At 33.5% G+C, this 25,973-nt stretch carries 20 protein-coding genes; 13 read left to right on the top strand and 7 right to left on the bottom strand.

Annotated elements, in window-relative coordinates; all coding sequences use genetic code 11:
- Nucleotides 1-132: 132 nt before the first annotated feature.
- The 3 genes from mptA to cofG are packed head-to-tail and all read left to right on the top strand — an operon-like array spanning nucleotide 133 to nucleotide 2,617.
- The gene (gene mptA, locus IJL02_RS02520; RefSeq protein ID WP_292808692.1) at nucleotides 133-1,074 is read left to right on the top strand and encodes a GTP cyclohydrolase MptA; all 942 of its coding nucleotides are present in this window, start codon (nucleotides 133-135) and stop codon (nucleotides 1,072-1,074) included.
- 11 nt (nucleotides 1,075-1,085) lie between these two features.
- On the top strand, nucleotides 1,086-1,526 hold the full coding sequence (locus IJL02_RS02515; RefSeq protein ID WP_292808689.1) for a DUF2120 family protein: 441 nt from the start codon (nucleotides 1,086-1,088) through the stop codon (nucleotides 1,524-1,526).
- Between the two features lie 2 nt (nucleotides 1,527-1,528).
- Nucleotides 1,529-2,617 carry a 7,8-didemethyl-8-hydroxy-5-deazariboflavin synthase subunit CofG gene (cofG, locus tag IJL02_RS02510; protein WP_292808687.1) on the top strand — a complete coding sequence of 363 codons (1,089 nt, stop codon included), beginning with the start codon at nucleotides 1,529-1,531 and terminating at the stop codon, nucleotides 2,615-2,617.
- Here the strand turns inward: cofG and IJL02_RS02505 are convergent.
- On the bottom strand, nucleotides 2,604-3,332 hold the full coding sequence (locus IJL02_RS02505; protein ID WP_292808685.1) for a class I SAM-dependent methyltransferase family protein: 729 nt from the start codon (nucleotides 3,330-3,332) through the stop codon (nucleotides 2,604-2,606). The two genes, cofG and IJL02_RS02505, sit on opposite strands and share 14 nt — an antisense overlap.
- A gap of 184 nt (nucleotides 3,333-3,516) precedes the next feature.
- Between IJL02_RS02505 and psmB the strand changes: the two genes are divergently transcribed.
- The 5 genes from psmB (at nucleotide 3,517) to IJL02_RS02480 (ending at nucleotide 10,847) form a co-directional block, all read left to right on the top strand.
- Entirely contained in the window at nucleotides 3,517-4,131 is a 615-nt protein-coding gene (gene psmB, locus IJL02_RS02500) for an archaeal proteasome endopeptidase complex subunit beta (protein ID WP_292808683.1), read from the top strand.
- A 135-nt stretch (nucleotides 4,132-4,266) separates the two neighbouring features.
- Nucleotides 4,267-6,180: a beta-CASP ribonuclease aCPSF1 gene (locus IJL02_RS02495; protein ID WP_292808681.1), complete on the top strand. Its 1,914-nt coding sequence runs from the start codon at nucleotides 4,267-4,269 to the stop codon at nucleotides 6,178-6,180.
- 101 nt (nucleotides 6,181-6,281) lie between these two features.
- Nucleotides 6,282-7,301: a phosphoribosylformylglycinamidine cyclo-ligase gene (gene purM / locus IJL02_RS02490; protein ID WP_292808679.1), complete on the top strand. Its 1,020-nt coding sequence runs from the start codon at nucleotides 6,282-6,284 to the stop codon at nucleotides 7,299-7,301.
- 26 nt (nucleotides 7,302-7,327) lie between these two features.
- Complete coding sequence (gene comC / locus IJL02_RS02485) at nucleotides 7,328-8,356, top strand: L-sulfolactate dehydrogenase (RefSeq protein WP_292808677.1); 1,029 nt, start codon at nucleotides 7,328-7,330, stop codon at nucleotides 8,354-8,356.
- A 217-nt stretch (nucleotides 8,357-8,573) separates the two neighbouring features.
- Complete coding sequence (locus IJL02_RS02480) at nucleotides 8,574-10,847, top strand: hypothetical protein (protein WP_292808675.1); 2,274 nt, start codon at nucleotides 8,574-8,576, stop codon at nucleotides 10,845-10,847.
- A gap of 21 nt (nucleotides 10,848-10,868) precedes the next feature.
- On the opposite strand, the gene IJL02_RS02475 is transcribed toward IJL02_RS02480, so the two are convergent.
- The 5 genes from IJL02_RS02475 to IJL02_RS02455 are packed head-to-tail and all read right to left on the bottom strand — an operon-like array spanning nucleotide 10,869 to nucleotide 15,956.
- Nucleotides 10,869-12,659, bottom strand: coding sequence for a DNA-directed DNA polymerase (locus IJL02_RS02475; RefSeq protein ID WP_292808673.1), 1,791 nt, complete (start codon nucleotides 12,657-12,659; stop codon nucleotides 10,869-10,871).
- Complete coding sequence (locus IJL02_RS02470; RefSeq protein WP_292808671.1) at nucleotides 12,660-13,664, bottom strand: AI-2E family transporter; 1,005 nt, start codon at nucleotides 13,662-13,664, stop codon at nucleotides 12,660-12,662. It lies immediately after the preceding gene.
- A gap of 13 nt (nucleotides 13,665-13,677) precedes the next feature.
- The gene (locus IJL02_RS02465; RefSeq protein ID WP_292808669.1) at nucleotides 13,678-14,478 is read right to left on the bottom strand and encodes a dihydroorotate dehydrogenase electron transfer subunit; all 801 of its coding nucleotides are present in this window, start codon (nucleotides 14,476-14,478) and stop codon (nucleotides 13,678-13,680) included.
- A 2-nt stretch (nucleotides 14,479-14,480) separates the two neighbouring features.
- Nucleotides 14,481-15,392, bottom strand: a complete 912-nt coding sequence (locus IJL02_RS02460) for a dihydroorotate dehydrogenase (protein WP_292808667.1) — start codon at nucleotides 15,390-15,392, stop codon at nucleotides 14,481-14,483.
- A 24-nt stretch (nucleotides 15,393-15,416) separates the two neighbouring features.
- Nucleotides 15,417-15,956: a glycosyl transferase gene (locus IJL02_RS02455; RefSeq protein ID WP_292808664.1), complete on the bottom strand. Its 540-nt coding sequence runs from the start codon at nucleotides 15,954-15,956 to the stop codon at nucleotides 15,417-15,419.
- A 107-nt stretch (nucleotides 15,957-16,063) separates the two neighbouring features.
- Between IJL02_RS02455 and IJL02_RS02450 the strand changes: the two genes are divergently transcribed.
- The 5 genes from IJL02_RS02450 to IJL02_RS02430 all read left to right on the top strand — a co-directional run bounded on the left by IJL02_RS02450 (nucleotide 16,064) and on the right by IJL02_RS02430 (nucleotide 25,085).
- Complete coding sequence (locus tag IJL02_RS02450; protein WP_292808662.1) at nucleotides 16,064-17,215, top strand: NOP5/NOP56 family protein; 1,152 nt, start codon at nucleotides 16,064-16,066, stop codon at nucleotides 17,213-17,215.
- 3 nt (nucleotides 17,216-17,218) lie between these two features.
- On the top strand, nucleotides 17,219-17,860 hold the full coding sequence (locus IJL02_RS02445) for a fibrillarin-like rRNA/tRNA 2'-O-methyltransferase (RefSeq protein WP_292808660.1): 642 nt from the start codon (nucleotides 17,219-17,221) through the stop codon (nucleotides 17,858-17,860).
- Nucleotides 17,861-18,263: 403 nt separating this feature from the next.
- Nucleotides 18,264-24,149: a right-handed parallel beta-helix repeat-containing protein gene (locus IJL02_RS02440; RefSeq protein ID WP_292808659.1), complete on the top strand. Its 5,886-nt coding sequence runs from the start codon at nucleotides 18,264-18,266 to the stop codon at nucleotides 24,147-24,149.
- Nucleotides 24,150-24,376: 227 nt separating this feature from the next.
- Nucleotides 24,377-24,682 (top strand): hypothetical protein, encoded by a 306-nt coding sequence (locus IJL02_RS02435; RefSeq protein WP_292808658.1) that lies wholly within the window; start codon nucleotides 24,377-24,379, stop codon nucleotides 24,680-24,682.
- Between the two features lie 145 nt (nucleotides 24,683-24,827).
- On the top strand, nucleotides 24,828-25,085 hold the full coding sequence (locus IJL02_RS02430; RefSeq protein WP_292808656.1) for a transposase: 258 nt from the start codon (nucleotides 24,828-24,830) through the stop codon (nucleotides 25,083-25,085).
- Nucleotides 25,086-25,430: 345 nt separating this feature from the next.
- Here IJL02_RS02430 and IJL02_RS02425 read toward each other — a convergent pair.
- Nucleotides 25,431-25,973: transposase (locus IJL02_RS02425; RefSeq protein WP_292808654.1), on the bottom strand; the 543-nt coding region annotated here is incomplete at its 5' end.

Raw genomic sequence — 25,973 nt, 5'->3', positions numbered from 1 at the left:
TATGAATTTATGTAAAAAACAAATTCCATTAAACAAACAATGAAAACCTGCTGATTTTGAAAATAATATAAATATATAAATAAAAAGATGCGAAAAATATACAATATAATAAAAAAATTTGAGGTAATTAAATTGGCAATATGCTTACCCGACACACAAGACGATGCTCCAAGTATACCTATTAAGTTAACCAGAGTAGGTGTGACCGGAGTTAAGAAATTATTACAATTAGAAAGAACAAATAAAAGACCTATAATACTATTACCTACTTTTGATGCATTTGTAGACTTACCAAATGACCAAAAAGGTGTGCACATGTCCAGAAATCCTGAAGCGATTAGTGAAGTCCTTGAAACTGTAGCTAAGGATTCAACAGTGGACGTCGAATCATTATGTGCAAAAATCGTTGACTGTATGATGACCAAACACGAATATGCAAAACGTGTTGAAATATCAATGACAACAGACTTTATGTTTATGAGAGAGTCTCCAGTAACTAAAAACAAAACTCAAGAAATGGCCAAATTGAAGGCTAAGGCTATAGGATTTAGAGATGAAAACGGCGAAGTTACTATCAGAAAAAGTATCGGCGCAGAAGTTATTGGAATGACTGTCTGTCCTTGTGCACAGGAATCTGTGCGAGAATCAGATAAAAATAAATTATTAGAATTTTTGGATGAAGAAACAACACAAAAAGTGTTGGATACCGTCACATTCGCTTCACATAACCAAAGAGGTGTTGGAACCTTATTAATTGAAGTTCCTGAAGATAAAAATGTTAAAGCGGAAGACATTATTGACATTATCGAAACATCCATGAGTTCTCCAGTATGTGAACTATTAAAAAGGCCTGATGAAAATGCAACAGTTATGAATGCTCACAGAAAACCAGTATTTGTTGAAGACTGTGTAAGAAACATGATGGAAATGATTGCAAACAAATACTCTGATTTCCCTGATGACACATTAATTACTTCCCGTCAGGAAAATCATGAAAGTATTCACAGACACAATGCATTTGCTGAAAAAGTAACTACAATGGGTGAACTTAAAGAAGAACTGAATATTAAATAGGATCTGATTTAATGAAAAAGACATATGAAATTGCAGGACAAGTTATGGGATTCTTTGATGCATTCAAAGGTTCAAGACCTGCAATAGATAATGATAAAATACTAATTGTTAGAGGAAGATCTAGAAAAGTTATCCCTCTTGATGATTTCGATGCTAAACTTACAGAAATTGGTGAAATCCTTGGAGGAACCGAATTAGAACCAAGTTCTGAGAAAATGGAAGAAATCTTAAAAGCAGGTGATAAAAATATCCAAGAAAGCAATATTTCCACCAATTCTGTGGATAATCAAGGATTCATGAGAGTAAAAGAAGAATTAGAATCCATGGGTCTTGTAGTAGAATACAAAATATTCGAACTTCCAAGTTTTGATGTAATTATTGCAATCTGGGAAGATAAAAATGAACTTCCCCCACTTTATGTAGAAGTAACTGTATCAGAACATAAAGGTTAAACATGACAAAAATAACTAAAGAGGATATTCTCCAAATATTAAATGCAAAAGACAGCGAAATAATTAAGTTCATGGCTGAAACTGCAAAGTATAGGGAGAATAATCTTATTACTTTTTCTAAAAATATTTTTATACCATTGACTGAAATCTGCAGAAATGACTGCGGATATTGCAATTTCAAAAAAAATCCAGAAGATCCACAAGCAATAATTCTTAAAACCAAAGAAGAAATTTTAGCTGATTTAAAAGAAGCTGAAAAATATGGTTGCACTGAAGCGTTGTTTGCTTTTGGTGAAGATGCCGACGAAGAAGAAATAGTCCAAATAAAACTTAAAGATTATGGTTACGACAAAATTATTGACTATATTGTTGATGTCTGTCAAATGACTTTAGACGAAACCACTCTTCTCCCACACACTAACGGTGGAAATTTTAGTTTTGATGATTTAAAAAGATTAAAAGAGGTTAATGCATCAATGGGACTTATGCTTGAAAATTCTTCAAAAAGGCTAATGGAATTACCTGCACATAATAAAAGTCCCGGAAAAAACCCTGATTTGAGAATAGAAACAATCGAAAATGCAGGAAAACTCAAAATTCCCTACACAACAGGAATACTGATTGGAATCGGAGAAACAAAAGAAGAAATAGCTGATTCACTATTGACAATCAGAGACATTTACGACAAATATGGGCATATTCAGGAAGTGATTATTCAAAACTTTACACCAATACCAGGTATTGAAATGGAAGATTGGGCAGAACCAAGCTTTTTGGATATGGTAAGAACAGTTATTGCTGGAACTTTACTGTTTAAAGACACTGACGTCAGCATCCAAGTTCCACCTAATTTAAATAACGATACTGCACAAATATTTTTGTTGTGCGGTGCTGATGACTGGGGCGGAGTATCTCCAGTCAGCCCTGATTTTGTAAACATCACATCACCATGGCCTGGGATTGATGAACTTGAAAAATTGACTGAAGATGCGGGATTTGAGTTAATCGAAAGATTATGCGTTTATGAAAAATACATTAACGATGAATGGCTAAACGACTATCTTTTAAATAAAATAGCTAATTTATCCTAACATCAACAACAACATGTTCAACACCAGGAGAATATTTTTTAATTTTAGTCATATTTAACAATTCGACATCCCGGTCTCCCGCTTGCGCCCTGATTCTTTCAAACGGTCTTTTGTTCATTAATTTTTCTGGAACTGTTTCATGATAGTGAAGAATTCCGCCTTTATTTAAACTATCGATTGCTACTTTTAGATAATGATGAGTGGTTTTTACATAACCCATAATGATGCGGTCAGCTTTATATTTTGGAGTGTGTTCCATGCAGTCTCCTAAAATAGGAGTAATATTGTCTAACTTATTCAATTCAATATTTTCACATAGGTAATGATAAGAGTTAGGATTGATTTCAATTGCATAAACCTGTTTGGCATTAGAATGAACTCCAATAGGGATTGAAAAATAACCTATCCCTGCAAACATGTCTATAACAGTTTCATTATCCTCAACCAATTTAGCAATTCTTAATCTTTCATTATTATTTCCTTTTGACCACATTACCTTAGATAAATCCAGTTTGAACAAACAACCATTCTCTTTATTTATTGTCTCAGTTTCGCCTCCAAAAAGAATTCTATAAACCGGTTCACGTTTTGTACCCTGAATGTGGTCTATTTTCATAATAGTTTTAACATTATGCTTTTTAGATAAATTTAAATAATCATCATCGGAATAATTGTTATCTAAAATTAGGATATCCCCAATTTTTTTATATTTCATGTACCCACCTTTGAAAGAAAAGTTTATATATTGAAATAGATAATATTAATATTGTTAGTTTATACTAATAATTGATTCTGATTTTAAATAAAATTTATATAAAAACTATAAATTGTATTTTAATATATTACCTATGAAGTAGTTGAAATAAGAATATTTTAAATACTATATGAGGTGTGTTTAAATGGATGACAAAATATTAGAAGGTACAACAACCGTCGGAATTACTTGTAAAGATGGCGTTGTATTTGCAAGCGAAAGAAGAGCTAGTATGGGAAACTTGGTAGCTCATAAAGTCGCAGAAAAAATATTTAAAATTGACGATCATATTGTAACAACCATAGCTGGTTCTGTTGGAGATGCACAAAGTTTAATGAAAGTCATTGAAGCAGAAGTATCATTATATCAAATGAGAAACAATGACAACATCAGCGTTAAAGCAGCTGCATCCCTAACAGCAAACATATTACGTTCCGGACCAATGTATGTTCAAACATTACTTGGAGGAATGGATGGAGACAAACCATCTCTTTACTCTTTGGACCCTGCGGGTGGTATGATTGAAGACACATACATTTCCACAGGTTCAGGTTCTATCGTTGCTTACGGAGTTCTTGAAGACAGATTTAGAGATGATTTGACAACTGACGAAGGAATTGAAATAGCTATAAGAGCTATCAGAGCTGCTGCTGAACGTGACACATACTCCGGTAACGGATATTTAGTTGCTAAAGTGGATAAAGACGGCTTTGAAATGTTAGATAATGAAAAAATTAATGAGATATTGGATAAGATATAAAGCAAAAGACTAATTTTTCATAACTAACTATTTTTTATATAAAAATGTGTAGATAGTTTATGAAATTCAACTAATTATAGCTAAATGCTTTTCATAAACTATAATAATACACATGACTTTTTTTGAAGGGATTATATGACTTCAGATATTTTAGAAGAAATTAAAAAAGAAATTTTGCAAAAACTACCTAATGAAATTCAGGTTTCCAAAGTGGAATTTGAAGGACCTGAAGTAGTAGTTTATACCAAAAATCCAGAAATTATAACCGAAAACGGCGATTTAATAAGATCACTTGCAAAAGACTTAAGAAAAAGGATTATTATTAGATCAGATAAAAGCGCATTACTTGAACCTGAAGAAACCATTAATAAAGTTCATGAAATAGTTCCTGATGGTGCTGAAATTACAGATATTTACTTTGACACCGTTACTGGCGAAGTGGTAATTACCGCTAAAAAACCAGGACTTGTTATTGGAAAGTATGGTGTTACATCAAGAAATATTGTAAAAAATACCGGTTGGGCTCCAAAAATATTAAGAACCCCACCAATTAGTTCAGACATTATTGGAAAAATAAGAACCATACAAAAGAACAGCAGCAAAGACAGGAAAAAATTATTACAACGTCTCGGACGTCAAATTCACCAAGGAAGCAAATACCCTAATGATTGGGCAAGAGTTACTTCAATGGGAGGATTTAAAGAAGTCGGACGTTCATCAATGCTTTTACAAACACCAAACAGTCGTGTTTTATTAGATTGTGGTGTTAATGTAGCAGCATCAGATAATAAAAATGCATTCCCTTATTTGAATGCACCAGAATTTTCAATTGAAGAATTGGATGCAGTTATTATCTCTCACGCTCACTTAGATCATTGCGGATTTGTACCATACCTTTTCCATTATGGATATGATGGACCGGTTTATTGTACAACTCCAACCAGAGATTTGACAACACTTTTACAATTCGACCATCTGGATATAGCTCACAGAGAGGGTAATCCATTGCCTTTTACATCCAAACATGTAAAACAGGCTATTAAGAATACCATTACTCTGGATTATGGTGAAGTAACAGATATTTCCCCAGACATCAGATTAACCCTACACAATGCAGGACATATCCTAGGTTCAGCAATATCCCATATGCATATTGGAGATGGAGCCCACAACCTAGTTTATACTGGAGACTTTAAATACGAACCATCCAGATTACTTGAACCTGCAACAATCAGATTCCCTCGTGCTGAAACCGTTATTATGGAAAGTACTTATGGTGGAAGAGAAGATGTGCAACCTTCTAGAAACAATGCGGAAAAAGAAATGATGAAAACCATCTACAAAACACTTAAACGTGGTGGAAAAGTATTGGTTCCAGTATTTGCAGTAGGAAGGGCGCAAGAATTAATGGTAGTGCTTGAAGAGTATATGAGACATGGATTGATTGAAGAAGTACCGATTTACATTGATGGAATGATTTGGGAAGCAACTGCAATCCACACTGCAAGACCTGAGTACTTAAGTAAAGATTTAAGAGATCAAATATTCCACATGGGAAGAAATCCGTTTGTATCAGAAATGTTTGAAAAAGTTCAAAACTACGACCAAAGAAAAGAAATTGTTGAAAGCAGAGACCCTGCAATCATCTTATCAACATCAGGTATGTTAACTGGAGGAAACTCCGTAGAATACTTCAAATGGCTATGTGAAGATGAAAGAAATACATTAATCTTTGTAGGTTACCAGTCTGAAGGTTCAATGGGAAGAAGAGTCCAAAAAGGTTGGAAAGAAATTCCTCTTGAAGATGATGACGGTAAGACCAGACAATTCTGCGTAAGAATGGAAGTAAAAACAATTAACGGATTTAGTGGACACTCCAACAGAAGACAATTAATGGAATATGTCAAAAGACTTAATCCTAGACCTGAAAAGGTTATCACATGTCATGGAGACCCATACAAGACTGTGGACTTGGCATCTTCAATCCATAGAAGTTATAAAATTGAAACTAAAACTCCAATTAATTTAGATTGTGTTAGAATACATTAAAAATAATTATATAGTAAATTAAATATAATTAATACTATGAAATGTTGCAAATATTGCAACATTAATTAATTTTATTCTTTAAATAGACAATAGGTGTAAATATGGTTACTTATTCAGAATCCGGTGTTGACATAGACCTTGAAGCAGTTACTGTTTCAAAATTAGCGGACAAACTTAAGTCAACATTATCATGTAGAGATATTATTACCGACAGTGGTCATTATGCTGCTTTAGTTAAATTAGGTGATAAAGCTATTGCAATGAGTACTGATGGTGTTGGAAGTAAAATTTTAATTGCTGAAATGATGAACAAATACGATACAGTTGGTATTGATTGTATTGCTATGGTTGTAAACGATATTTTATGTGTCGGAGCTGAACCAATAGCTTTAGTAGATTACCTTGCTGTTGAAAAACCTGACCCTGAAAGAGCTTCCGAAATAGCAGAAGGTCTCGTTAAAGGTGCTGAAGAATCTAAAATTGCAATAATTGGTGGAGAAACAGCATCCCTTCCAGGAATCATTAAAGATTTTGACCTTGCAGGAACAGGTATCGGATTTGTAGATATTGATAAAATCATTACCGGCGAAAACATCCAACCTGGAAACGTTTTGATTGGTATCGAAAGTAACGGAATTCATTCAAACGGATACAGTTTGGCAAGAAAAGCTTTATTTGATGATGCCGGATTTTCTGTAGATGACAAAATGCCTAATGGTGAAACCACCATTGGTGAAGAGTTAATAAGACCAACTGAACTATATGTTAAACCTATTGTAGCATTATTTGAAAAAGAATACAATATTAACGGACTTGCCCACATTACTGGAGGAGGTTTTACAAATCTCAGACGCTTGAAAAAAGGTGTCGGATATGATATTAACGATCTTCCAGAAGTTCCTGAAATATTTAAATTAATCTATGAACAGAATGTCGACATTAAAGAAATGTACAGAGTTTTCAATATGGGTGTCGGCTTTGTTGTCATTTGTGAAGAAAGTGAAGCTGAAAAAATAATGGATACTTTAAAAGAATACTGCAATTGCCAGATTATTGGTAAAGTAACTGATGATGAAAAAATCACCGTCAAGGCTTTTGAAGGATCTGAAATTGAATACTGATTTGATAAAAATTAAGAGGTGTGTAAATGAAGATAATGAAAGATAATGAAATAGCTCTTGTAAAGGAAATATTAAAGAAGTTAGGAGCTAGTGAAGAAGACAGCGAATTTGTAGCTGAAGCAACAATAGATGCTGATTTAAAAGGATTTACATCACATGGGCTCGGAAGATTCCCACAATACTTAATTAGTATCGAAGCAGGAACAATAAACTTAAAAGAAGATATTGTTATAGAAAAAGAAACCCCTGCAATTGCCCTAATCAATGGTAACAGCGGTTTTGGACAAGCAGTATCATATAAAGCAATGCAATTAGCTATTAAAAAAGCAAAAGAAGTTGGAATTGGATGTGTTGGAGTTCACAATACCAATCACTTCGGAGTTACCGGATTTTATTCTGATTTAGCATTAAGGGAAAACTGTATAGGTTTAGTGCTTGCAAATACTGACCCTGCAATTGCACCATTAGGAGGTAAGGAACCTTTAATTGGAACAAATCCTATTGCATTAGGTATCCCTTCTGAAACTTACATTACTGTTGATATGGCTACTTCTGTTACTGCACGTGGAAAAATTATTGAATCCAAAAGAAAAGGCCTAGATTTGCCTGATGGATGGGCATTAGATAAAGATGGAAATCCAACCAATGACCCTGAAGCTGCTCTTGAAGGATCAATATTGCCATTTGGAGGATTTAAAGGATATGCTCTTGCAGCATTAATTGAAATTTTAACTGGACCATTAGTACAGGCAGGATACGGTCATGGAGTAACTGGAACTGCATCACCAACAAAAGACTGTACAAAAGGAGACTTATATGTTGTAATTGACCCATCAAAATTTGGTGACTTTGGCGAATTTGTTGAACATACCGAAGACTTTGTTTCACAAATTAGAGCTACCGGAGAAACCGTTGCTATTCCAGGAGATTTGGAAGTCAAAAGAATTGCAGATGCTGAAGCAAATGGTATTGCAATTGATGAAAAATTATATGAACAATTAAAAGAAATCTGTGGTAATTTAGATATTGACATAGATTCTTACATGGAAGAATAGTCATTATTCTTCTCAAATTCCTTTTTTTTATAATTATTTAGACATATTATTTCATCTCGATTTGTATTAAACTTATGTTTAAAATTCATAAAATACAAATGATTTTATAATATATGAACAAAACTATATATGCTAAAAACAACTTAAATGTATAATACTAGAAAATTTAACTATTTTTTAAAAAAAATTTTCTTTTCTAATAGGAGGATTAAAAGTTATGAAACTTAAAAACTCTCATATCTTATTAATAGTAATGTCAATATTCCTATTGATAAGTATCGGATCTGTTTGTGCTAGCGATGCTGCAATGGATGCAGACATCCAATCAGCAAATTATGGATCCAATAGTGTTGTTTTAGGAGATGAAACTCTTAGTGCAGATACAACACAAAAAATAGACACTACTGTAGTTTCTAATGATGTTAGAATAAACGAAAAGGAAACTGCTAACATCACAGTGGCTGTAAAAGATAATGAATCTAATGACGTTTCATTTGTAAAAAATGACATTAAGGTTAGTGAAGCGAATAAAACTGTAAATTTCGAATTGAATAACTCACTTGTGACAATTACAGATAAATTAGCTGTTGGTAATCACAGTTTAATCATCAGTTATTTAGGAAATGACAATTATACTGCTTCTTCCACAAAAATAACCTTATCAGTTATTGGAAATTACACTATTACTGCACCTACATCTGTAAACGTAAATAGTACTAATAAAACCATTATTCCAATTAGTCTTTCAAATGGTGTGGATGTAAGTGAAATTAATAAAAATTACTTGAAATTATCTTTAATTTACAAAGATGGAAATGAAACCAAAACTAAAGAAATTGAAACATTTGAGCTTTCAAATGGAAAAATTATATTCAATTATGATTTAGCTTTAAATACTGCTACTTTAGTATTAAATTATACTGAAGAAGGCAAATTGGCTAGTGCAAATACAACATTGAATAGAGTTAGGAACATTAAAATAATTCCTATATCTACCGATTTGGATTATGCAACAGGTAATTTCACATTTAAAGTAATTGATGCAGACACTAATGAAACTTTAGCAAATAAAAGCATTAAAGTCAGCGGAAAGAAAAATTCCACAGACTTAAGTTGGATTAAACGTTCATCTGACTCAAGCTTCAGTATAAATTCAGACACTACAATTACAACAGATTCCAATGGTGTTGCAGCATTGCCAAACAAAGATTTCTACCCAGGTTTCGTTATATCCACATACACATTCGCCCCAATTGGAGATTATGTATTTAAAGTAACCGGAACCGGCATCAACGGCAGTGCAAGTTTTGATGCAACTATCTCAAAAGCTACAATCAACATTGAAATTGTTCCATATAAAGAACAGTACGGTAGCGAAAAGAAAGTTGTCATTAATGTAACAAACGCTAAAACAGGCACTCCAATGGCTGGAGTCATTCTCCATTTAAGTATGCCTAATACAGTTGGAAAAGATTACTACTTCCAGACTGATGATAATGGAATTAGCCAAATTAATGTTACTGGATTAATCAGCGGAACTTATTCAATGACTGTTAGTAACAATGAAACTGACAACATCAACTATAAAAATGTCAGCGGAAGCATCACAATTCTTAAAATTCCTGCTAAAATTGTTACAAAAAATTATTCCATTACTTACAACAGTGACAATACCGCAACCGTTACTGTAACTGACAGTAAAGGTAAAGGCATTTCAGGAGCATATGTATTTGTCCAGCTTTATACCGGTTCAAAAAGTGCTAACTATGTTTTACAAACAAACAATAAAGGAGCAGTCACATTTGCTGTACCTCTAGCTGTTGGAACACATAAAATGGTTGTCAGCTTAGCAGATAACAGATATGATGCTCCTACAGTTACTAAAACCATAACTGTTAAAAAGGCTAGTGCTAAAATCAGTGCTTCAAAAACTACAGCATACTACAAACAAGGAAAGAACTTTATTGTTAAACTAACCAACAGTAAAAACAATAAAGCGATTTTCGGTGGTAAACTTAACATCAAAGTTTATATTACCAAATATAAATACTACAGTTACACTGGTCAAACTGGATCCGACGGTAAATTAAGACTCCAAATCGACTATAACCCTGGAACTTACAAGGTTGTCGTTTCTAAAGGAGAATCTAAAAACTTTACAGCCAGTTCAGTTACAACCAAAATAATTGTCAATAAAGCTCCAACTAAATTGTCTCCTGCAAAATTAACCGCTAAAAAAGGTAAAAACACATACTTTAAAGTTACTGTGAAAAACACAAAAACCAATAAAGTAATTTCAGGAGTAAATGTAAAAATTAAAGTTTACACAGGTAAATCCTTTAAGACTTACACTGTAAAAACTAACTCAAAAGGAATTGCACAACTTAATGTAAAATCCTTAAAAGTTGGAACTCACAAAGTTGTAGTGACATCTGGAAATAAATACTGCACAGCAAAAACTGCTACATCCAGTATTAAAATTACAAAATAAATTAAAGAGAATTAAAATCTCTTACCTTTTTTCTTTTTTATACTTAGCATAAAAACCATCAGTATCAGCGTATATTGTATAAAACCCATATTCTTCCGCTTTTTTTATGGATGATTTAATATACTGCCTTCCCCAAGAAGTAATTGCTTTTGCACATTCAAATGAATACCATCTGAAACGTGGGAAACCATAAATACCATACATCGTATTAGCAAGCCGTTTAATAGCTTGTTGCTGTACATCTAAAGCTTTTTTCTCCTGAGCATCCTCTGATGCTTTCATTTCACGCTTGATTCTGAAACGTTCCTGCAAGATTTTATCAATAACCGATGGAATGAAACCTTGAGGATTTTTCTTGAATTTCAAGCCATGTTCAGGTGAAATATTGTAGTCATCTTCATTTTCCACATCTCCCAAAACCATAACATCAGGAGATATATTTTTTGAGATAATAATGCTGGGATACAGGCTTCTAAAATCGAATTGAACCAGATTCTCATGAAGCCCGGTTTCAGGCTCTTTAACATATCCGCCTTCATTGTCTTCGGCATTAGCTCTATCAGCAAAATTAGATCCTTGTTTATTAGGTACAACTTCATCATCAAAATAAGCCTGCTTTACTAAAAACCATTCTGCCTGTTGGCCTGTAGCCATACGGGAAACATCGAATAATGGTTGTCCGATGATACGGGTAAGTTCTAAATTTAAAGGCAATGTCTGTTCAGCAATTTTTAAAGTGGATATTACATCATCAAGAGAATAATCAAATAGATTATCTAACTCTTCACCGCCGTTGTCCCAAAATTCCCAAATTCTCTCTCCGGGAACATCAATTTTTTCTTCACCGAACAATTCATAATAAACTCTTTCCAATGTATATCTCTCAAGAGTCATATACCTCCTCATGACAAGGTATAAATCTACATGGATTAACCCTTTAAGAGATGCGGCATTGGCATAGCCTCTTCTAATATACTTGACCTCAGATTCATCCATTCCAATATCTAAATCCACACCTAAAATCTTTGCACGGTCTTTAAGATATGGGAAATCAAAATTATCTGAATTGTAACCCACAATAATATCAACATTATTGTCTTTGATAATCTTTACAAATTCCTGAATCATCTCTCGTTCTGATGAAACCTGATTTACAAAATCATCTCTATCTTCAGAGTTAGTTTTAGTTGAAATAACCTGGTTTACGCCAAAATTGCTGGCCACACCAATCATGATGATTTCATCTTCTTCAGAATTTGGCATCCCGTGAGGGTTTCTAACTTCCAAATCAAAACTCAAAATTCTGAATTTTTGAGGATATTCCTTTACACGTTTCAAATCTTCTGTTAACTTAATAATTGTCAAGTCTTGTTTTTTACTATCCAAATTTAAAAAGGAATCGACTTGCTCACCGACAGCCACAACTTCAGTCATAGGAATTACATCACGGTCCATCAGATATCTTCTATAAAATGGAATATCAAACTCTCTTATTTGAACAACACTGGACAAATCCCTTAAAGCATCCCTATTTTTAGCAAGATCCTGAGGATGTTTAAATGTGACTTTTAAGAATTCCTTTTCTATTTGAAAATCTTTTTTGATAACTTTTTCTACACGAACAACATCAAGATTTTCATTAATTTCGCAAATGCATTCCTCTAAATCATCAGATACCACATATAAATATGGTTCAAATGTATCATCAAGCAAAATTATGTTTTTATCTCCCTCTTTGGAAAATAATCTAATTACTGGTTTTTCTTCAAAGGTAACATAATCAATATCTAAAATAACAACATTCTTTTGCATTCATTCATCTCCAATGAGATATTCTTTTCTGTAATTGTCTAAAACAGTGTATGTTATTCCTAAAATTAGAGGCCCTACAATAAAACCAACAATACCATACACTAAAGGACCTGATAAAAAGCCAATTAGTAAAATTAATGGATGTATCTCAGCATAATGGCTTGATAGTGCTGGCCTTATGTACATATCTATAGTGCTTAAGAAAAATCCAAACAGCAGAACAACAATTGCTCTTGGATAATTACCTGTTGCAATATCAACAAAGAACAATGTCCAGTATATTGGCCAAGGCCCGAATATTGGAATCAATTGGAAAATGCCTGTTAAAACACCTAAAAATATTCCATGAGGAAAACCTAAAAGAGAGTATCCTATTGCTCCAAAAATACCAATAATAACTGATGTTAAGAAGTGTCCGTAAAAAATGCTTCTTAGGACATCTTCTATAGATTCAAGTGTATTATCAAAAAAGTTTTTAGAATCGTCTGGAACGAAATCTCTTATGAAACTTATACATTTGTCTCCATCACGAACAAAATAAAATACTGAACAAATCAGTATAAACAAGTCTAAAGTAATATTAATGAATTTGCTTAAAAATTTAACAATATAACTCAATACATATTTAGCAATTTCATTTATAGAAGAATTTATTGAGTTATTAACAGAATCAAGACTGAACGGCAACTGTGAAATAATGCTGTCCATATCCAAATAATAATGGCTTGCAAACATTGAAGTAATTATTGAGGATATCTCAAATGAAATATACGCTATGAGAATTATCAAGGGTATTAAAACAACGATCATTGCCAGAATAATTGAAAGGGATGAAAAATTTAATTTTGACTGAATTTTATCGGCAACCGGCTTAATCGGATAAGCCAAAATAGCCCCTAAAAGAATCATGTTTAAAACTGGGAATATGAACATTAATGAAACTACAATTAAAAATATAACCAGCAATACTGGTGGATTTAAGTAACTTTTAATATCTACTCCCATAATATCATCCGGATTAGTATTTTACACCGCAGGCATCTCTTCTATATTTTCCAAATTCAGAAATTTGATATATCTTATCATTTTCAAATACTGGCCCTTCAACACAAATTCTCCAACCCTCACCGTCAACACAGCACTGGCCGCATACTCCCAGAGCACATTTCATATATCTTTCAAGTGAATACTGGCCAGGAATAGAAGCATCTTCAAGAATATCGAAAACGCCTTTCATCATTATCTCAGGACCACAGACAAATGCGTAATCATAAGAGGAATCTTCAAGCAAACTTAAAGTGCAGTCAGTTGCAAATCCTTTAAACCCGAAACTTCCGTCATCAGTACACGGATGAACATTCGCACCTAATTCCTCTAAAGAATCGGCGTATAATAATTCATCCTTATTAACTGCAGCCGCAACAACATCAACCACATTTCCCTTTTTAACCAAATCACCGGCTATTGCATTAATAGGAGCCATTCCAACACCGCCCCCAATAGCCAATATTTTCTTGTCTTCAAATGAATTGTTAAATCCATTACCATAGCTACCTCTGACACCTATTTCATCACCAATTTTCAAATCATGCAATTGGGAAGTGAATTCACCAATATTTTTTACGCTGATAGCCAATTCATTATCATTGATTTGAGAAATGGACATAGGTTTTTCATTTTTAAAATTCCAAACCATTACAAATTCGCCTGGATTCGGACGACCTAATGTTTCCATATCCCAATTAAATTTAAAAGTTTTAATAGTAGGAGTTTCATCAATAATTTCTTTAATTTCAACAATTTTTGGTTCATTTATCATGTTTACAACTCCCTATGTGCCAGACCGACCATTTCATCAATAGATGAAAATCCTTTTTCGCTCATGAATTTTTCCAAACCTTTATTGATATTGTCAAATACTTCAACACCTTCATCCATGATGGCTGTACCTATTTGAACAGCTCTTGCACCGGCATAAATAAATTCTACAACATCTTCAAAAGAATATATTCCTCCAACACCAATTAAAGGAATTTCAACAGCTTCAAAAACTGAATAAACATTGCTAATTGCAATCGGTTTAATGGCACGACCACTCATTCCACCTGATTTATGGAATAAAACCGGTCTTGCAACATCAATATTAATCTTCATTCCAGGACCTAATGTGTTGATTAATGATAAAGCATCGGCTCCCGCATCTTCACAAGTTTTTGCAATTTCAGTGATATCAGTTACATTTGGAGTTAATTTTGCAATAATTGGAACATCAGAAGCATCTTTCGCTGCAGCCACAATAGTATGGCTTAAATTACAATCCTGACCAATTGACGCACCAAAACCTTCCATAGCATGAGGACATGATATGTTCAGTTCTATCATATCAACATATTCCTGAACATCTTCAACTAATTTAGAGAATTCATCAGGGGTTGCTCCATAAATTGAAGCTATAACAACATTATTTTCCCGTTCTATTTTTTTTAATTCCTCTTTAAAATTATCTACCCCAGGATTTGAAAGTCCGATTGCATTCAAAATGCCTCCATCAACAGCAACAGTTGTTGGATTTGGATAACCCGGATGAGGATTTAGAGAAAAAGATTTTGAAACTACTCCACCGGCACCTGATTTTAAAATCCAGTTCATAGATGATGCATTGCTGCCCATTATGCCCGCAGCCAGCATCAGAGGATTTCTAAATTCTACTCCACAAACATTTGTCTTTAACATAATATCTACTTTGTAATTAATTGTTTAATTAGTTTTTGTTAATTTATCAATAATTTCTTGGTATTTTTCATTTTGTAGTTTTAAGCTAATAACATTAGTTTTATTGGATTTGATTATTTCTTCTTTGGATTTAATTAAATTTGCAATTTGTTCGTCCTGTTTTTGAATTATCATGTCCTTTTGTTTTAGCAAATCTTCATAAGACTTAGAAATTTTTCTTATTTGAACTTCCAGGTTTTCTGTATTTGCAGTTATCTGATTTCGATAATCGTCAATCAATGACCTGAGATATTTTACCTGATCCTGTTTGTCTTCAATGATTTCTTCCTTTTCCTTGATTTTTTCAGACAAATCATCAAGTTCCTTCATTGTCGCCTTGTCATAATCTATTTTCGTATCCAGTTTATCTTCCAGATTCTTGTTTTGATACTTTAATTTAGTGGAATAAAGTTTTAATTTGTTGATTTCTTCTATTTTTTGTTGAAGTTCCATATTAAGTTCATCAATTTCGGCTTCCTTTAGTTCAATTTCATTTTTTAAATCTCTGATACTTTCATTTGACATGCTTACAAATCCAAAAAAATAGTATTTTGTATAGAATTTAATTTAACTTTTTAATAAATTAAAGCTTTTCATAATATTTATTAAAAATAAAAAGAATATGTTAAAACATGGAATGTTATATAACTTACTCAATTAAGGGATTTTTAGCGTTTAATAATGAAAATAAATTAATTGCTGAAGAATTATTTCCCGAAAATGAAATAATTAACCGATTGGCTGAAATTGAAGAAAAACAAATTGTTGATGAAGAAGCTAAAATAATCGAAAAAGTTTCAAAAGATTATGATGAGATTATTATTGAATCCAATAAAAGGCTTTCAGACTATAACAATGATAAGATAAAAATACAGACTCCAAATCAGGGAGGAGAGTATTTAAGGAATAATTACTCTGAATTTGGCCTTAATCATGAAGAAATAACAGAGATTTATCAGAGATTGGCCATTTATAAAATCAAGAAAGAATCAGCAAGTGAAGATAAACATTTAATTCAGGCCATAAATTCCATAGATGAAATCGATGAGACAATTTCAAAGCTAATTGAACGTATCAGAGAATGGTATGCACTATATTTCCCGGAAATGGATGTCATAAGAAGCAACGAGACATACATCAAATTGATTTCTCAAAATAAAACTAAAGAAAATATTATTGAAGCCAAACCCGAAGCATTCCCAACCAATGTTCTTGACTTGGAAGACGACATTAATCCGCAAGACCTGGAGATAATGAACAAATATGCCCAATCCATTTATGAACTTCAAAAAACAAGAAAGGAAATTGAAGAATATATTGACAATAAAATGGAAGCCATTGCACCAAATTTAAGACTGTTAGTTGGCTCATCACTAGGTGCCAAACTGATTTCACATGCAGGAGGCATAAAACGCCTGGCAATTTATCCGTCAAGTACCGTTCAGATAATGGGAGCTGAAAAAGCATTATTCAGACATTTAAAAAGTGGCGACAGACCACCAAAATATGGATTAATATACCAGCATCCTCAGGTAAGAGGTGCCAACTGGTGGAATCGAGGAAAAATTGCGCGAATGCTTGCAGGTAAAATTTCATTGGCCGTTAGAAGAGATGTGTTTACAAAAACATTCGATGAAAATGCATTTAACGATTTTGTTTTAAAAGTAGAGGAAATTGAAAAAAATAATCCTTTCCCAACAAAAACCACTAAAAAAAGAAAAGAAGAAAAATCCAAATCTAAAAACAAGAAGAGGAAAAATAAAAAAAGAAAGAAAAGGAGGTAAAAAATGAACGTTTATTTCAAAGATGGCAGTGTTGCCACAAAAAATTTAACTCCTGGAATTTCAGTATATGGAGAAGAGTTAATAAAAGAAGACGTCGAATATAGGATATGGAATCCTAGAAGGTCAAAATTGGCTGCAGCTCTTTTAAACGGATTGGAAAATTTAGATATTCAAGATAATTCAAAGATAATGTATTTAGGTGCATCAACAGGAACAACTGTTTCACACATTTCAGACATTGCAGTCAATGGAAGAGTTTATGCTGTTGAGTTTTCACCTACAACAGCTAAAAAATTAGTTCAACTTTCTCGCCAAAGACCAAATATCGCTCCGATTTTAGGAGATGCTACAAAACCGAAGGAATATTTGAATATTGTCGAAAAAGCAGATTTGGTATACTGTGACGTTGCACAACCGACACAAAGCGAACTATTCATGAGAAATATGAACCTGTTTGCAAAAGATGACGGCATCGGTTTTTTAATGATTAAAGCCAGAAGTATTGATGTAGTGCAAAAACCTAAAAAGATTTTTAAGGAACAGGAAAAGAAATTAAAGGAAAAAGGTTTTAGAATTATAGAAAAAGTTAAACTTGAACCTTATGAAAAAGATCATATTGCTTTTTTAGTAGAAAAAAATTTTTAACAAAAAGGTTTGAAATTTAGAATTATTTCAACCTATCCAATTTTTATTTTAACGATTAATTTAACATGTATTTGATTGCAAAAATACTTATTTAATTGCACATATATGAAATTATTTTTAATGGAATGCTTTAAACTGGAGTATTTTATTATGACATATAGATGCAACCCCACATCCACTACCATTCTTTTTATTTTTACAATTCATCCATTAGAAACATGACAAAAAAGATATGATTGTAAGAATCTGTTAAAAAAAATAAATTTCATATCATTAAATAAAAAACAATGAATTTTCCTAAAAAAAATAAGTTTTTATATATTCTATTTAAAAAATTAATATTATATAATCTATTTATACAATAGGAGGAATTTTTATTAAACATAAAATTATTGTATCTACGATGATTTTATTTGCTTTAATCACTTTATCTTGCATAAGCGCAGCAGATAATACATCTGAGGGAATAATAGCACAAGATAATGGTATGAATGCAAATGAAATAGTAGCACAAACTAATTTATATTCTGAAGAAAAATTAACGGATGGAGAAAATGAGATTAGTGATTTTTCAGCTTTGAATGAAGAAATTGCCAACTCAACAACAGGCACAATACAATTAACAAAAAATTATACTTATAACCCTGAAAAGGATTCAAATTATACTGATGGAATTGTAATTGACAAGCCAAATTTCATTATTGACGGACAAGGACACACAATCAATGGAGCAGGACTTGCAAGAATATTCAATATTACAGCAAACACTGTTACATTAAAAAATATTAACTTCATAAATGGTAATGCTACTGATAATGGTGGTACAATCTACTGGTATGGAGCTAATGGAACAATAAACAACTGTAACTTCACCAACAACCTTGCAAAACTAAGGGGAGGTGCAGTCTTCTGGTGCGGAGTTAATGGAACAATAAACGACTCCAATTTCATAAACAACACCGCAACAAAATTTAGTGGTGGTGCAATCCAATGGGATTCAAATTCTGCTAATGGAACAATAAACAACTGTAACTTCACCAACAACCAAGGATCACAAAGAGGAGGTGCAGTTTACTTGAATGGAGTTAATGGAAGAATTAACAACTCCAATTTTGTAAATAACACCTCAATTAATGGCGGTGCACTTTTCTGTGACCTTAATGCTCTTGATTGTTCTGTAAATAATAGTAGTTTCATTAAAAATAATGGAAACGACGGTGGTGCAGTCTATTGGGAAGGAGAAAATGGAATAATGAACAACTCCAAGTTCATAAACAACACAGGATCCAATGGTGCTGCAATTAGCTGGCAAAAAAGATATGGATTATTGAAGAACTGTAATTTCATGAACAATCAGGCAGATAATGGTGGTGCAGTCTATTGGGAAGGAAGCAATAGTACGCTAGTTAATTGTAATTTCACTAACAACCAAGCATCCAATGGTGGTGCAATATACTGGTATGCATATAATGGAATAACAAACAACTCTAGCTTCGCCAATAACCAAGCAGATAATGGTGGTGCCGTCTACTGGAATGCATATAATGGAACAATTAACGACTCTCACTTTACCAACAATACAGCAGAATCTAATGGCGGTGCAGTCTACTGGCAAGGAACTGATGGGGAAGTAACTACTTGTAAATTCTCCAACAATACAGCAGAATCTGATGGCGGTGCGATTTACTGGCAAGGAACTGATGACAATATTTCTAATTGTGAAATCAACTCTACTTTTATTAATAACAGTGCTACCAGGGGTGGTGCAATATTCTTTAACAATGAAACAGATAACGTCATAATTGCTGGTTATTTTGAAGGTAATGCGGCTGAAAGAACCGGTGGAGCATTATGCTTCCAAGCCAAATCTTCCAATAACATAATTTCTGCCGACTTTTATAATAATAGTGCAAGAAAAGCCAGTGGAGGAGCAATATTTTTCAACAGTTTGGCTGAAAACAATAGTTTAGAAAGCATTTTCGAGAACAATTACGCACTCTACGGCGGCGCAATCTTTTTTTACAAAAAGGCAAATGACAATAAATTCGACTCAAACTTCACATCCAATGTTGCCAAATCATGCGGAGGAGCAATATTTTTCTACAACACTACCAATAACAATAACTTTACCGGTTATTTCACAAACAACAGTGCTTTAGGAAAAGTTGATCCATCTGTTGGAAACGGTGGAGCAATAACATTTAAGGATGTGTCAACAAATTGCGCATTCACCGCTGAGTTTATAAACAATACTGCAGCCCTGAATGGTGGGGGCGTAAACTATCGCCAAACTCCTCATAACATTACATTCAACAGCAATTTCATCAACAATAATGCTTCTAGAGGCGGAGGAGTTAACTTCTTTGAAAGCTTTGAAAACGTGATATTCAATGGCGAATTTATTAGTAATTCTGCAATTAACGGCGGTGCAATAGCTGCTGGTGAGGGCATTATTAAAGAAGTTTCATTTAAGAACAATCACGCGGAAAATGGTGGTGCAATTTACTTTAATAGTAATGGAGAAGTAACAAATTGTAATTTTACTGATAACCATGCAAATTATGGTGGCGCAGTTTACTTCATTAGTAATGGTGAAGTGACAAGTTGTAATTTTGCTGATAACACCGCAAACCGTAGTGGTGGTGCTATCTGGATGTCTTCAGGCAATGTAACAAAGTGTAATTTTGCTAATAACACCGCAACCCGTGATGGTGGAGCTATCAAGATGTATTTCGGTACTTTGACAGATTGTAATTTTGCTGATAACGCAGCAACCCGCGATGGCGGTGCAGTTTACTTTAAAGAAAATGGTACTGTAGAAAATTGTAATTATACTGGTAACACTGCTTCACGCCATGGTGGTGCAGTTTACTTTAATAATACTAGTAATGTAGAAAATTGTAATTTTAGTGATAACACCGCAACCAGTGGAAATGGTGGTGCTGTCTGGATTAGATCAGGCGGTTTTGAAAACTGTTACTTTACCAACAACAACGCTTCCAATCGTGGAGGAGCAATCTACCTCTTTGATGAAGGCACCATAACAAAATGTAATTTTACAGACAACAAAGCTTCTGGCCGTGGAGGAGCAGCTTACTTCTATGCAGGAGGTGCAGTAGATAATTGTAATTTTGCCGATAACACAGTATCCAATGACGGAGGCGCACTTTACATATATGATATGAGTACTGTAAAAAATTGTAATTTCATCAATAACACTGCATCCAGATATGGTGGTGCAATTTACTTTAATAGCGAAAGTAATGTAGAACACTGCGATTTTACTGATAACACTGCTTCCGATAGTGGTGCTGCAATCTACCTTAATGGTGGGGGCTTTGTAGAAAGTTGTAATTTTAGTGATAACACCGCAACCAATGGAAATGGTGGTGCTGTCTGGATTAGATCAGGCGATTTTGAAAACTGTTACTTTACCAACAACAACGCTTCCAATCGTGGAGGAGCAATCTACTTCCTTGATGAAGGCACCATAACAAAATGTAATTTTACAGACAACAAAGCTTCTGACCGGGGAGGAGCAGCTTACTTCTATATGGGAGGTACAGTAGATAATTGTAATTTTGCTAATCACACTGGATCCAATGACGGAGGCGCACTTTTCATCTATGATATGAGTACTGTAAAAAATTGTAATTTCATCAATAACACTGCTTCTGAATGGGGCGGTGCTATAAGGATGTCATCAGGTAGTGTTGAAAATTGTAATTTCACAAACAATAAAGCAAACGGGAATAAAGGACGTGGAGGCGCTATTAATTCTGCAAGTGGTGAATTAGCAATTTCCAACTCCAAATTCACAGACAATTCCGCCAGTTTATATGGTGGTGCAATTTACTTCAATAATACTGGTAATGTAGAAAATTGTAATTTTATTAATAACACTGCTTCTGATTATGGTGGAGCCATTGACTTTGAAGGAGATGCTACTGTGACAAATTGTAATTTCACAAACAACAAAGCAAGTGAAAAGGGCGGTGCAATATATGTTAAAGAAAGTTTTGCAAATATTGCGAATACTTCATTTACACAAAACAATGCTCCAACCGGAGGTGCCATCTATGCTGATGTATGTAACTTAAATATAGACACCTCCAAATTTGCACAAAACAATGCATTCGAAGGAGGAGCAATTTATAATGAAGAAATTGCTAAAATTAGCATAACAAACACCCAATTTACAGAAAACAATGCAAAATACGGTGGAGCAATCCGTAATGAAGGAGGCAGTTTAACCCTAACAGACGACGAGTTCACGGGCAATCATGCAGACTACAATGGAGGAGTAATCTACAACTCCGGATATATAGAAATTTTTAACTCTTCATTTGCAAACAACAGCGCCAAATATGGTGGAGTCATAAGCCATTATGATCATGAAATAATTATAAAAGACTCCCAATTTTCAAACAACACTGCAAAAGAATACGGCGGAGCAATCAACAACGATAATGGTGAAATAGAAATAACAAACACCAACTTCACACAAAACACCGCAAGATACGGAGGAGCAATCGAAAACAGGTATTATCTGGATATGAATAATTGTAGACTGGAAAACAACAATGCACCATATGGTGGAGCAATCGATAATGACCGGGGCGAAGCAAATATTGAAAACAGCCAATTTGTAAACAACACCGCATCAAGAAGTGGTGGAGCAATCTATAATGATTATGGTAAAACAAGCATTACAAACTCGAACTTCACACAGAACACCGCAAGATACGGCGGAACAATCTATGGGGATGATGGTGAAATTGAAATAACAAACTCAAACTTCACACAAAACACTGCAAAGTACAGTGGTGGAGCAATCTATACTTATGGAAGTGACATGACAATAACAGACTCCAAATTTGCAAACAACACTGCAAAAGAATATGGTGGAGCACTAGACAATGACGGTGAAACAACTATAACAAACTCCCAATTTACAAACAACAATGCAGGATATGGCGGAGCAATCAATAATGACGAATCATTAACAATAAGAAACACATTACTGGAAAACAACACCGCAATAGAATCAGGCAAAGCAATTGAAACCACTAACGATATGACCATCAGCGATTCTGAATTCAAAGGCAATGGTGAAGATTGCATTAATGCCGAATATGGAGCCAAATTAACTTTAAACAACGTTTCAAGCGATAAACCATTAGTAAACGATACAATAAGCATGGAAATCCTTGAAGCTGAAGATGTTGTCTACGGCAATGACGTCAACATTAAAGTTCAGGTAAACAGCAGCATCATAGCCCCATTGAACAACGGCAAAGCAGTTGTTAATGTCAATGATGTTGAATATGATGCTGATGTGAAAGATGGAATCGCAACACTTGTCATTCCAAACCTGGATGTTGGGTCTTACAATGTCAATGTTACATACATTGACTACAACATCACAAGAGCAGAAATTCCGGTCAATTTCACCGTCAGCATGAGAAATATTACTGTAATTCTCAAGGACAGATATGGAAAACCAATTCCAAATGCAAATCTGACATATTCACTTGATGGTAAAACCTTTGGTGCTGTCACCAACGATGAAGGAGTTGCTGTAATTAACATCACCAAAAACAGCACAATTGAGCTGAACTATGCCGGCAACGATGTGATTTTATCAACAAATGCCACAATCACATTAAAGGATATGACACCTATAAGAAGTGAAACAAACATCCTGGGTGAGGATTTCACACAATACGCCATTGACTATCATGCAGGCGAAAGAGGAGGTTACTTCAAGGTTCAACTCGTCGACAATAACGGCAAGGCACTGACCAACAAGTCTGTAAAAATAGGATTCAACGGCAAAGTATACAATACCACAACCGATGATGCAGGATGGGCTCAGCTTCAAATCAACCTGGCAAATGCAGGAACATACACATTTGCTGTAGGATTTTTAGGAGATGACGACAACCTTGGAGCATTTAATGTATACAAAATTACCGTAAACAAGAAAACTACAAGCATATCTGCTTCCGACAAATCCTATAAAGCATCTGCAAAAACCAAATCATATACAGTAACCCTTAAAACAATAAAAGGTTCATCCCTTGACGGTAAAACATACCTCCGAGATGGTAAAACAGTTAAACTTACTGTAAACGGTAAAACCTACACAGCAAAAACCAACACAAAAGGTCAAGCTACCTTCAAATTAGATATCACTAAGAAAGGCACTTACAACGCTGCTGTAAACTTTGCAGGCGACAATACCTACAGCGGATCAAACAAATCTGTAAAAATAACAATTAACTAAGTGAGATTACTTTTTTCTCACATTTTTTTCTTTTTTTGGCTTTGTAGAAATCCTATTTGATTTTCGCAAAAATTTTTTAAAAATCTATTTTTATTTCTATTTTTATTTAAAATCTCTTGAAATGAGTTGTTTATTTTTTATTCGAATTTACAGTTGAAATTTCACATCGATTAGAAAAAATAAGCAATATATAATTATATATAGTAAAACGGAGAATAAATATTAATATGAACAAAGAAAATACCTATTCTCCAGTTAGTAGTATGTTTTCAAAGCAATTAAATCTTTCGGATTTTGGTTTTGAAAAACCAGCAATTAAAAAAATTAAAGAAATTAACAAGGATATTAAGCCAAACAAACTGTTAAAATTCATCAAATATGTATTTAAATACTCAAAAATTGTGTTAAATAAATATTCAAGTCATTTTTCAAAGCATGACTTCACACAACCTGCATTATTCACACTTTTAGCAGTAAAAATCTACACCAGAAGCACATACAGACAAAATAACAGATTTATTAGAATTATCTGATAAAATACAAAAATATCTGCACTTAAAAAAGGTTCCACATTACACAACACTCCAGAAATTCTTTCAAAGACTACCCACATCAATATTAGAAGAATTAAACAAACAAATATTAATCAATCATCAAATCAATGGTAAAATAATTGCTTTGGACGGAAGTGGATTCACCAACGACTACGCAGACAAATATTACGCCATAATCAGACAAAAAGAAAGAAAAAGCTACATAAAAAACCATATTTCAATCGATGTAGAAAGCAGATTAATACTCCATTTCGCAGCTCAAAGAGGCCCAAGATTCGACACACGATTCGCAATAGCAGCAATAAGAAACATGAAGAAATACAATCCAAAATACATCCTAGCCGACAGAGCATACGACACAGAACCCATCAAAAATGCATAAACGAAGAAGCAAAAGCACAAGACCAAATACCACTAAAAACCAGAGCAAAAACAGGACATTATCGATTAAAAAGCAAAAACAAATTCAACCAAGAAATCTACTCAAGAAGAAACAATGTAGAATCAATATTTAGCGTAATAAAAAGGATATTCAACGGAACAAACAGAAGTAGAAGCCTACAATTATCAAACAAAGAAATAAAACTCAAAAATACAATCTACAACATCTATCGATCAACTCAAATTCAATAAAAATGAGGATTTCTACAAAGCCCTTTTTTTAAATTTAAAACTATGGAACAATCATGTGAATCATCATGACATCAAGTACCACCATTTAATTGAACTACCTCGAGCTGTGGAGCTCGAGGATTCTTACTTCACGGGCTGTAGATGCTAATGCATCTAGATTTACCGTGCTATCCCCCCCGTCCCGGAGGTTCTTTATTATTTTTTCTTGAAGAATCATTATTCCTTCATGTAGTATGTTTTTGCTGGCGTTAATATCTCTGTTATGATGTTTTCCGCATTGCGGACAAATCCATTCTTTTTCATATTCCAATTCATGGTTGTAGTATCCGCAGTGGTGGCAATTTTTACTTGATGGATACCACCGGCTTACTTGTATGAATTCTTTGTTGTGCCATTGTGCTTTGTAGCGGATTTTTTCCACCAGCGAGTATAATGCTATTCTTTGAAGCTTAGGGCTCCAGTATTTATTTTTGAACATGCTTTTAATGTTTAGATTTTCCATACATATTAAATCATAAGCTTTAACTAGGTCGTGGCTTATTTTGTGGTATGTGTCTTTGATTTTGTTTGTTTTTTTATCTTGCCATTTCCAGTATGTTCGAAGGGTCTTTTGGTATCTTTTGCTCATGTATTTTTT

Source organism: Methanobrevibacter sp., from assembly GCF_017427765.1.
Taxonomy (GTDB): domain Archaea; phylum Methanobacteriota; class Methanobacteria; order Methanobacteriales; family Methanobacteriaceae; genus Methanocatella.
Note: the sequence above shows the minus strand (reverse complement) of the source record. Positions and strands in the feature narration are given on the sequence as shown.

What these genes read in the sequence shown, in the direction of transcription:
- IJL02_RS02460 (WP_292808667.1), bottom strand. Translation starts at nt 15,392, where the DNA reads ATGTTAAAGACAAATGTTTGTGGAGTAGAATTTAGAAATCCTCTGATG.
- IJL02_RS02480 (WP_292808675.1), top strand. Translation starts at nt 8,574, where the DNA reads ATGAAACTTAAAAACTCTCATATCTTATTAATAGTAATGTCAATATTC.
- IJL02_RS02450 (WP_292808662.1), top strand. Translation starts at nt 16,064, where the DNA reads ATGGAATGTTATATAACTTACTCAATTAAGGGATTTTTAGCGTTTAAT.
- IJL02_RS02475 (WP_292808673.1), bottom strand. Translation starts at nt 12,659, where the DNA reads ATGCAAAAGAATGTTGTTATTTTAGATATTGATTATGTTACCTTTGAA.
- IJL02_RS02435 (WP_292808658.1), top strand. Translation starts at nt 24,377, where the DNA reads ATGAACAAAGAAAATACCTATTCTCCAGTTAGTAGTATGTTTTCAAAG.
- IJL02_RS02455 (WP_292808664.1), bottom strand. Translation starts at nt 15,956, where the DNA reads ATGTCAAATGAAAGTATCAGAGATTTAAAAAATGAAATTGAACTAAAG.
- IJL02_RS02440 (WP_292808659.1), top strand. Translation starts at nt 18,264, where the DNA reads ATGATTTTATTTGCTTTAATCACTTTATCTTGCATAAGCGCAGCAGAT.
- purM (WP_292808679.1), top strand. Translation starts at nt 6,282, where the DNA reads ATGGTTACTTATTCAGAATCCGGTGTTGACATAGACCTTGAAGCAGTT.
- IJL02_RS02470 (WP_292808671.1), bottom strand. Translation starts at nt 13,664, where the DNA reads ATGGGAGTAGATATTAAAAGTTACTTAAATCCACCAGTATTGCTGGTT.
- psmB (WP_292808683.1), top strand. Translation starts at nt 3,517, where the DNA reads ATGGATGACAAAATATTAGAAGGTACAACAACCGTCGGAATTACTTGT.
- IJL02_RS02495 (WP_292808681.1), top strand. Translation starts at nt 4,267, where the DNA reads ATGACTTCAGATATTTTAGAAGAAATTAAAAAAGAAATTTTGCAAAAA.
- IJL02_RS02505 (WP_292808685.1), bottom strand. Translation starts at nt 3,332, where the DNA reads ATGAAATATAAAAAAATTGGGGATATCCTAATTTTAGATAACAATTAT.
- IJL02_RS02515 (WP_292808689.1), top strand. Translation starts at nt 1,086, where the DNA reads ATGAAAAAGACATATGAAATTGCAGGACAAGTTATGGGATTCTTTGAT.
- IJL02_RS02465 (WP_292808669.1), bottom strand. Translation starts at nt 14,478, where the DNA reads ATGATAAATGAACCAAAAATTGTTGAAATTAAAGAAATTATTGATGAA.
- comC (WP_292808677.1), top strand. Translation starts at nt 7,328, where the DNA reads ATGAAGATAATGAAAGATAATGAAATAGCTCTTGTAAAGGAAATATTA.
- IJL02_RS02445 (WP_292808660.1), top strand. Translation starts at nt 17,219, where the DNA reads ATGAACGTTTATTTCAAAGATGGCAGTGTTGCCACAAAAAATTTAACT.
- cofG (WP_292808687.1), top strand. Translation starts at nt 1,529, where the DNA reads ATGACAAAAATAACTAAAGAGGATATTCTCCAAATATTAAATGCAAAA.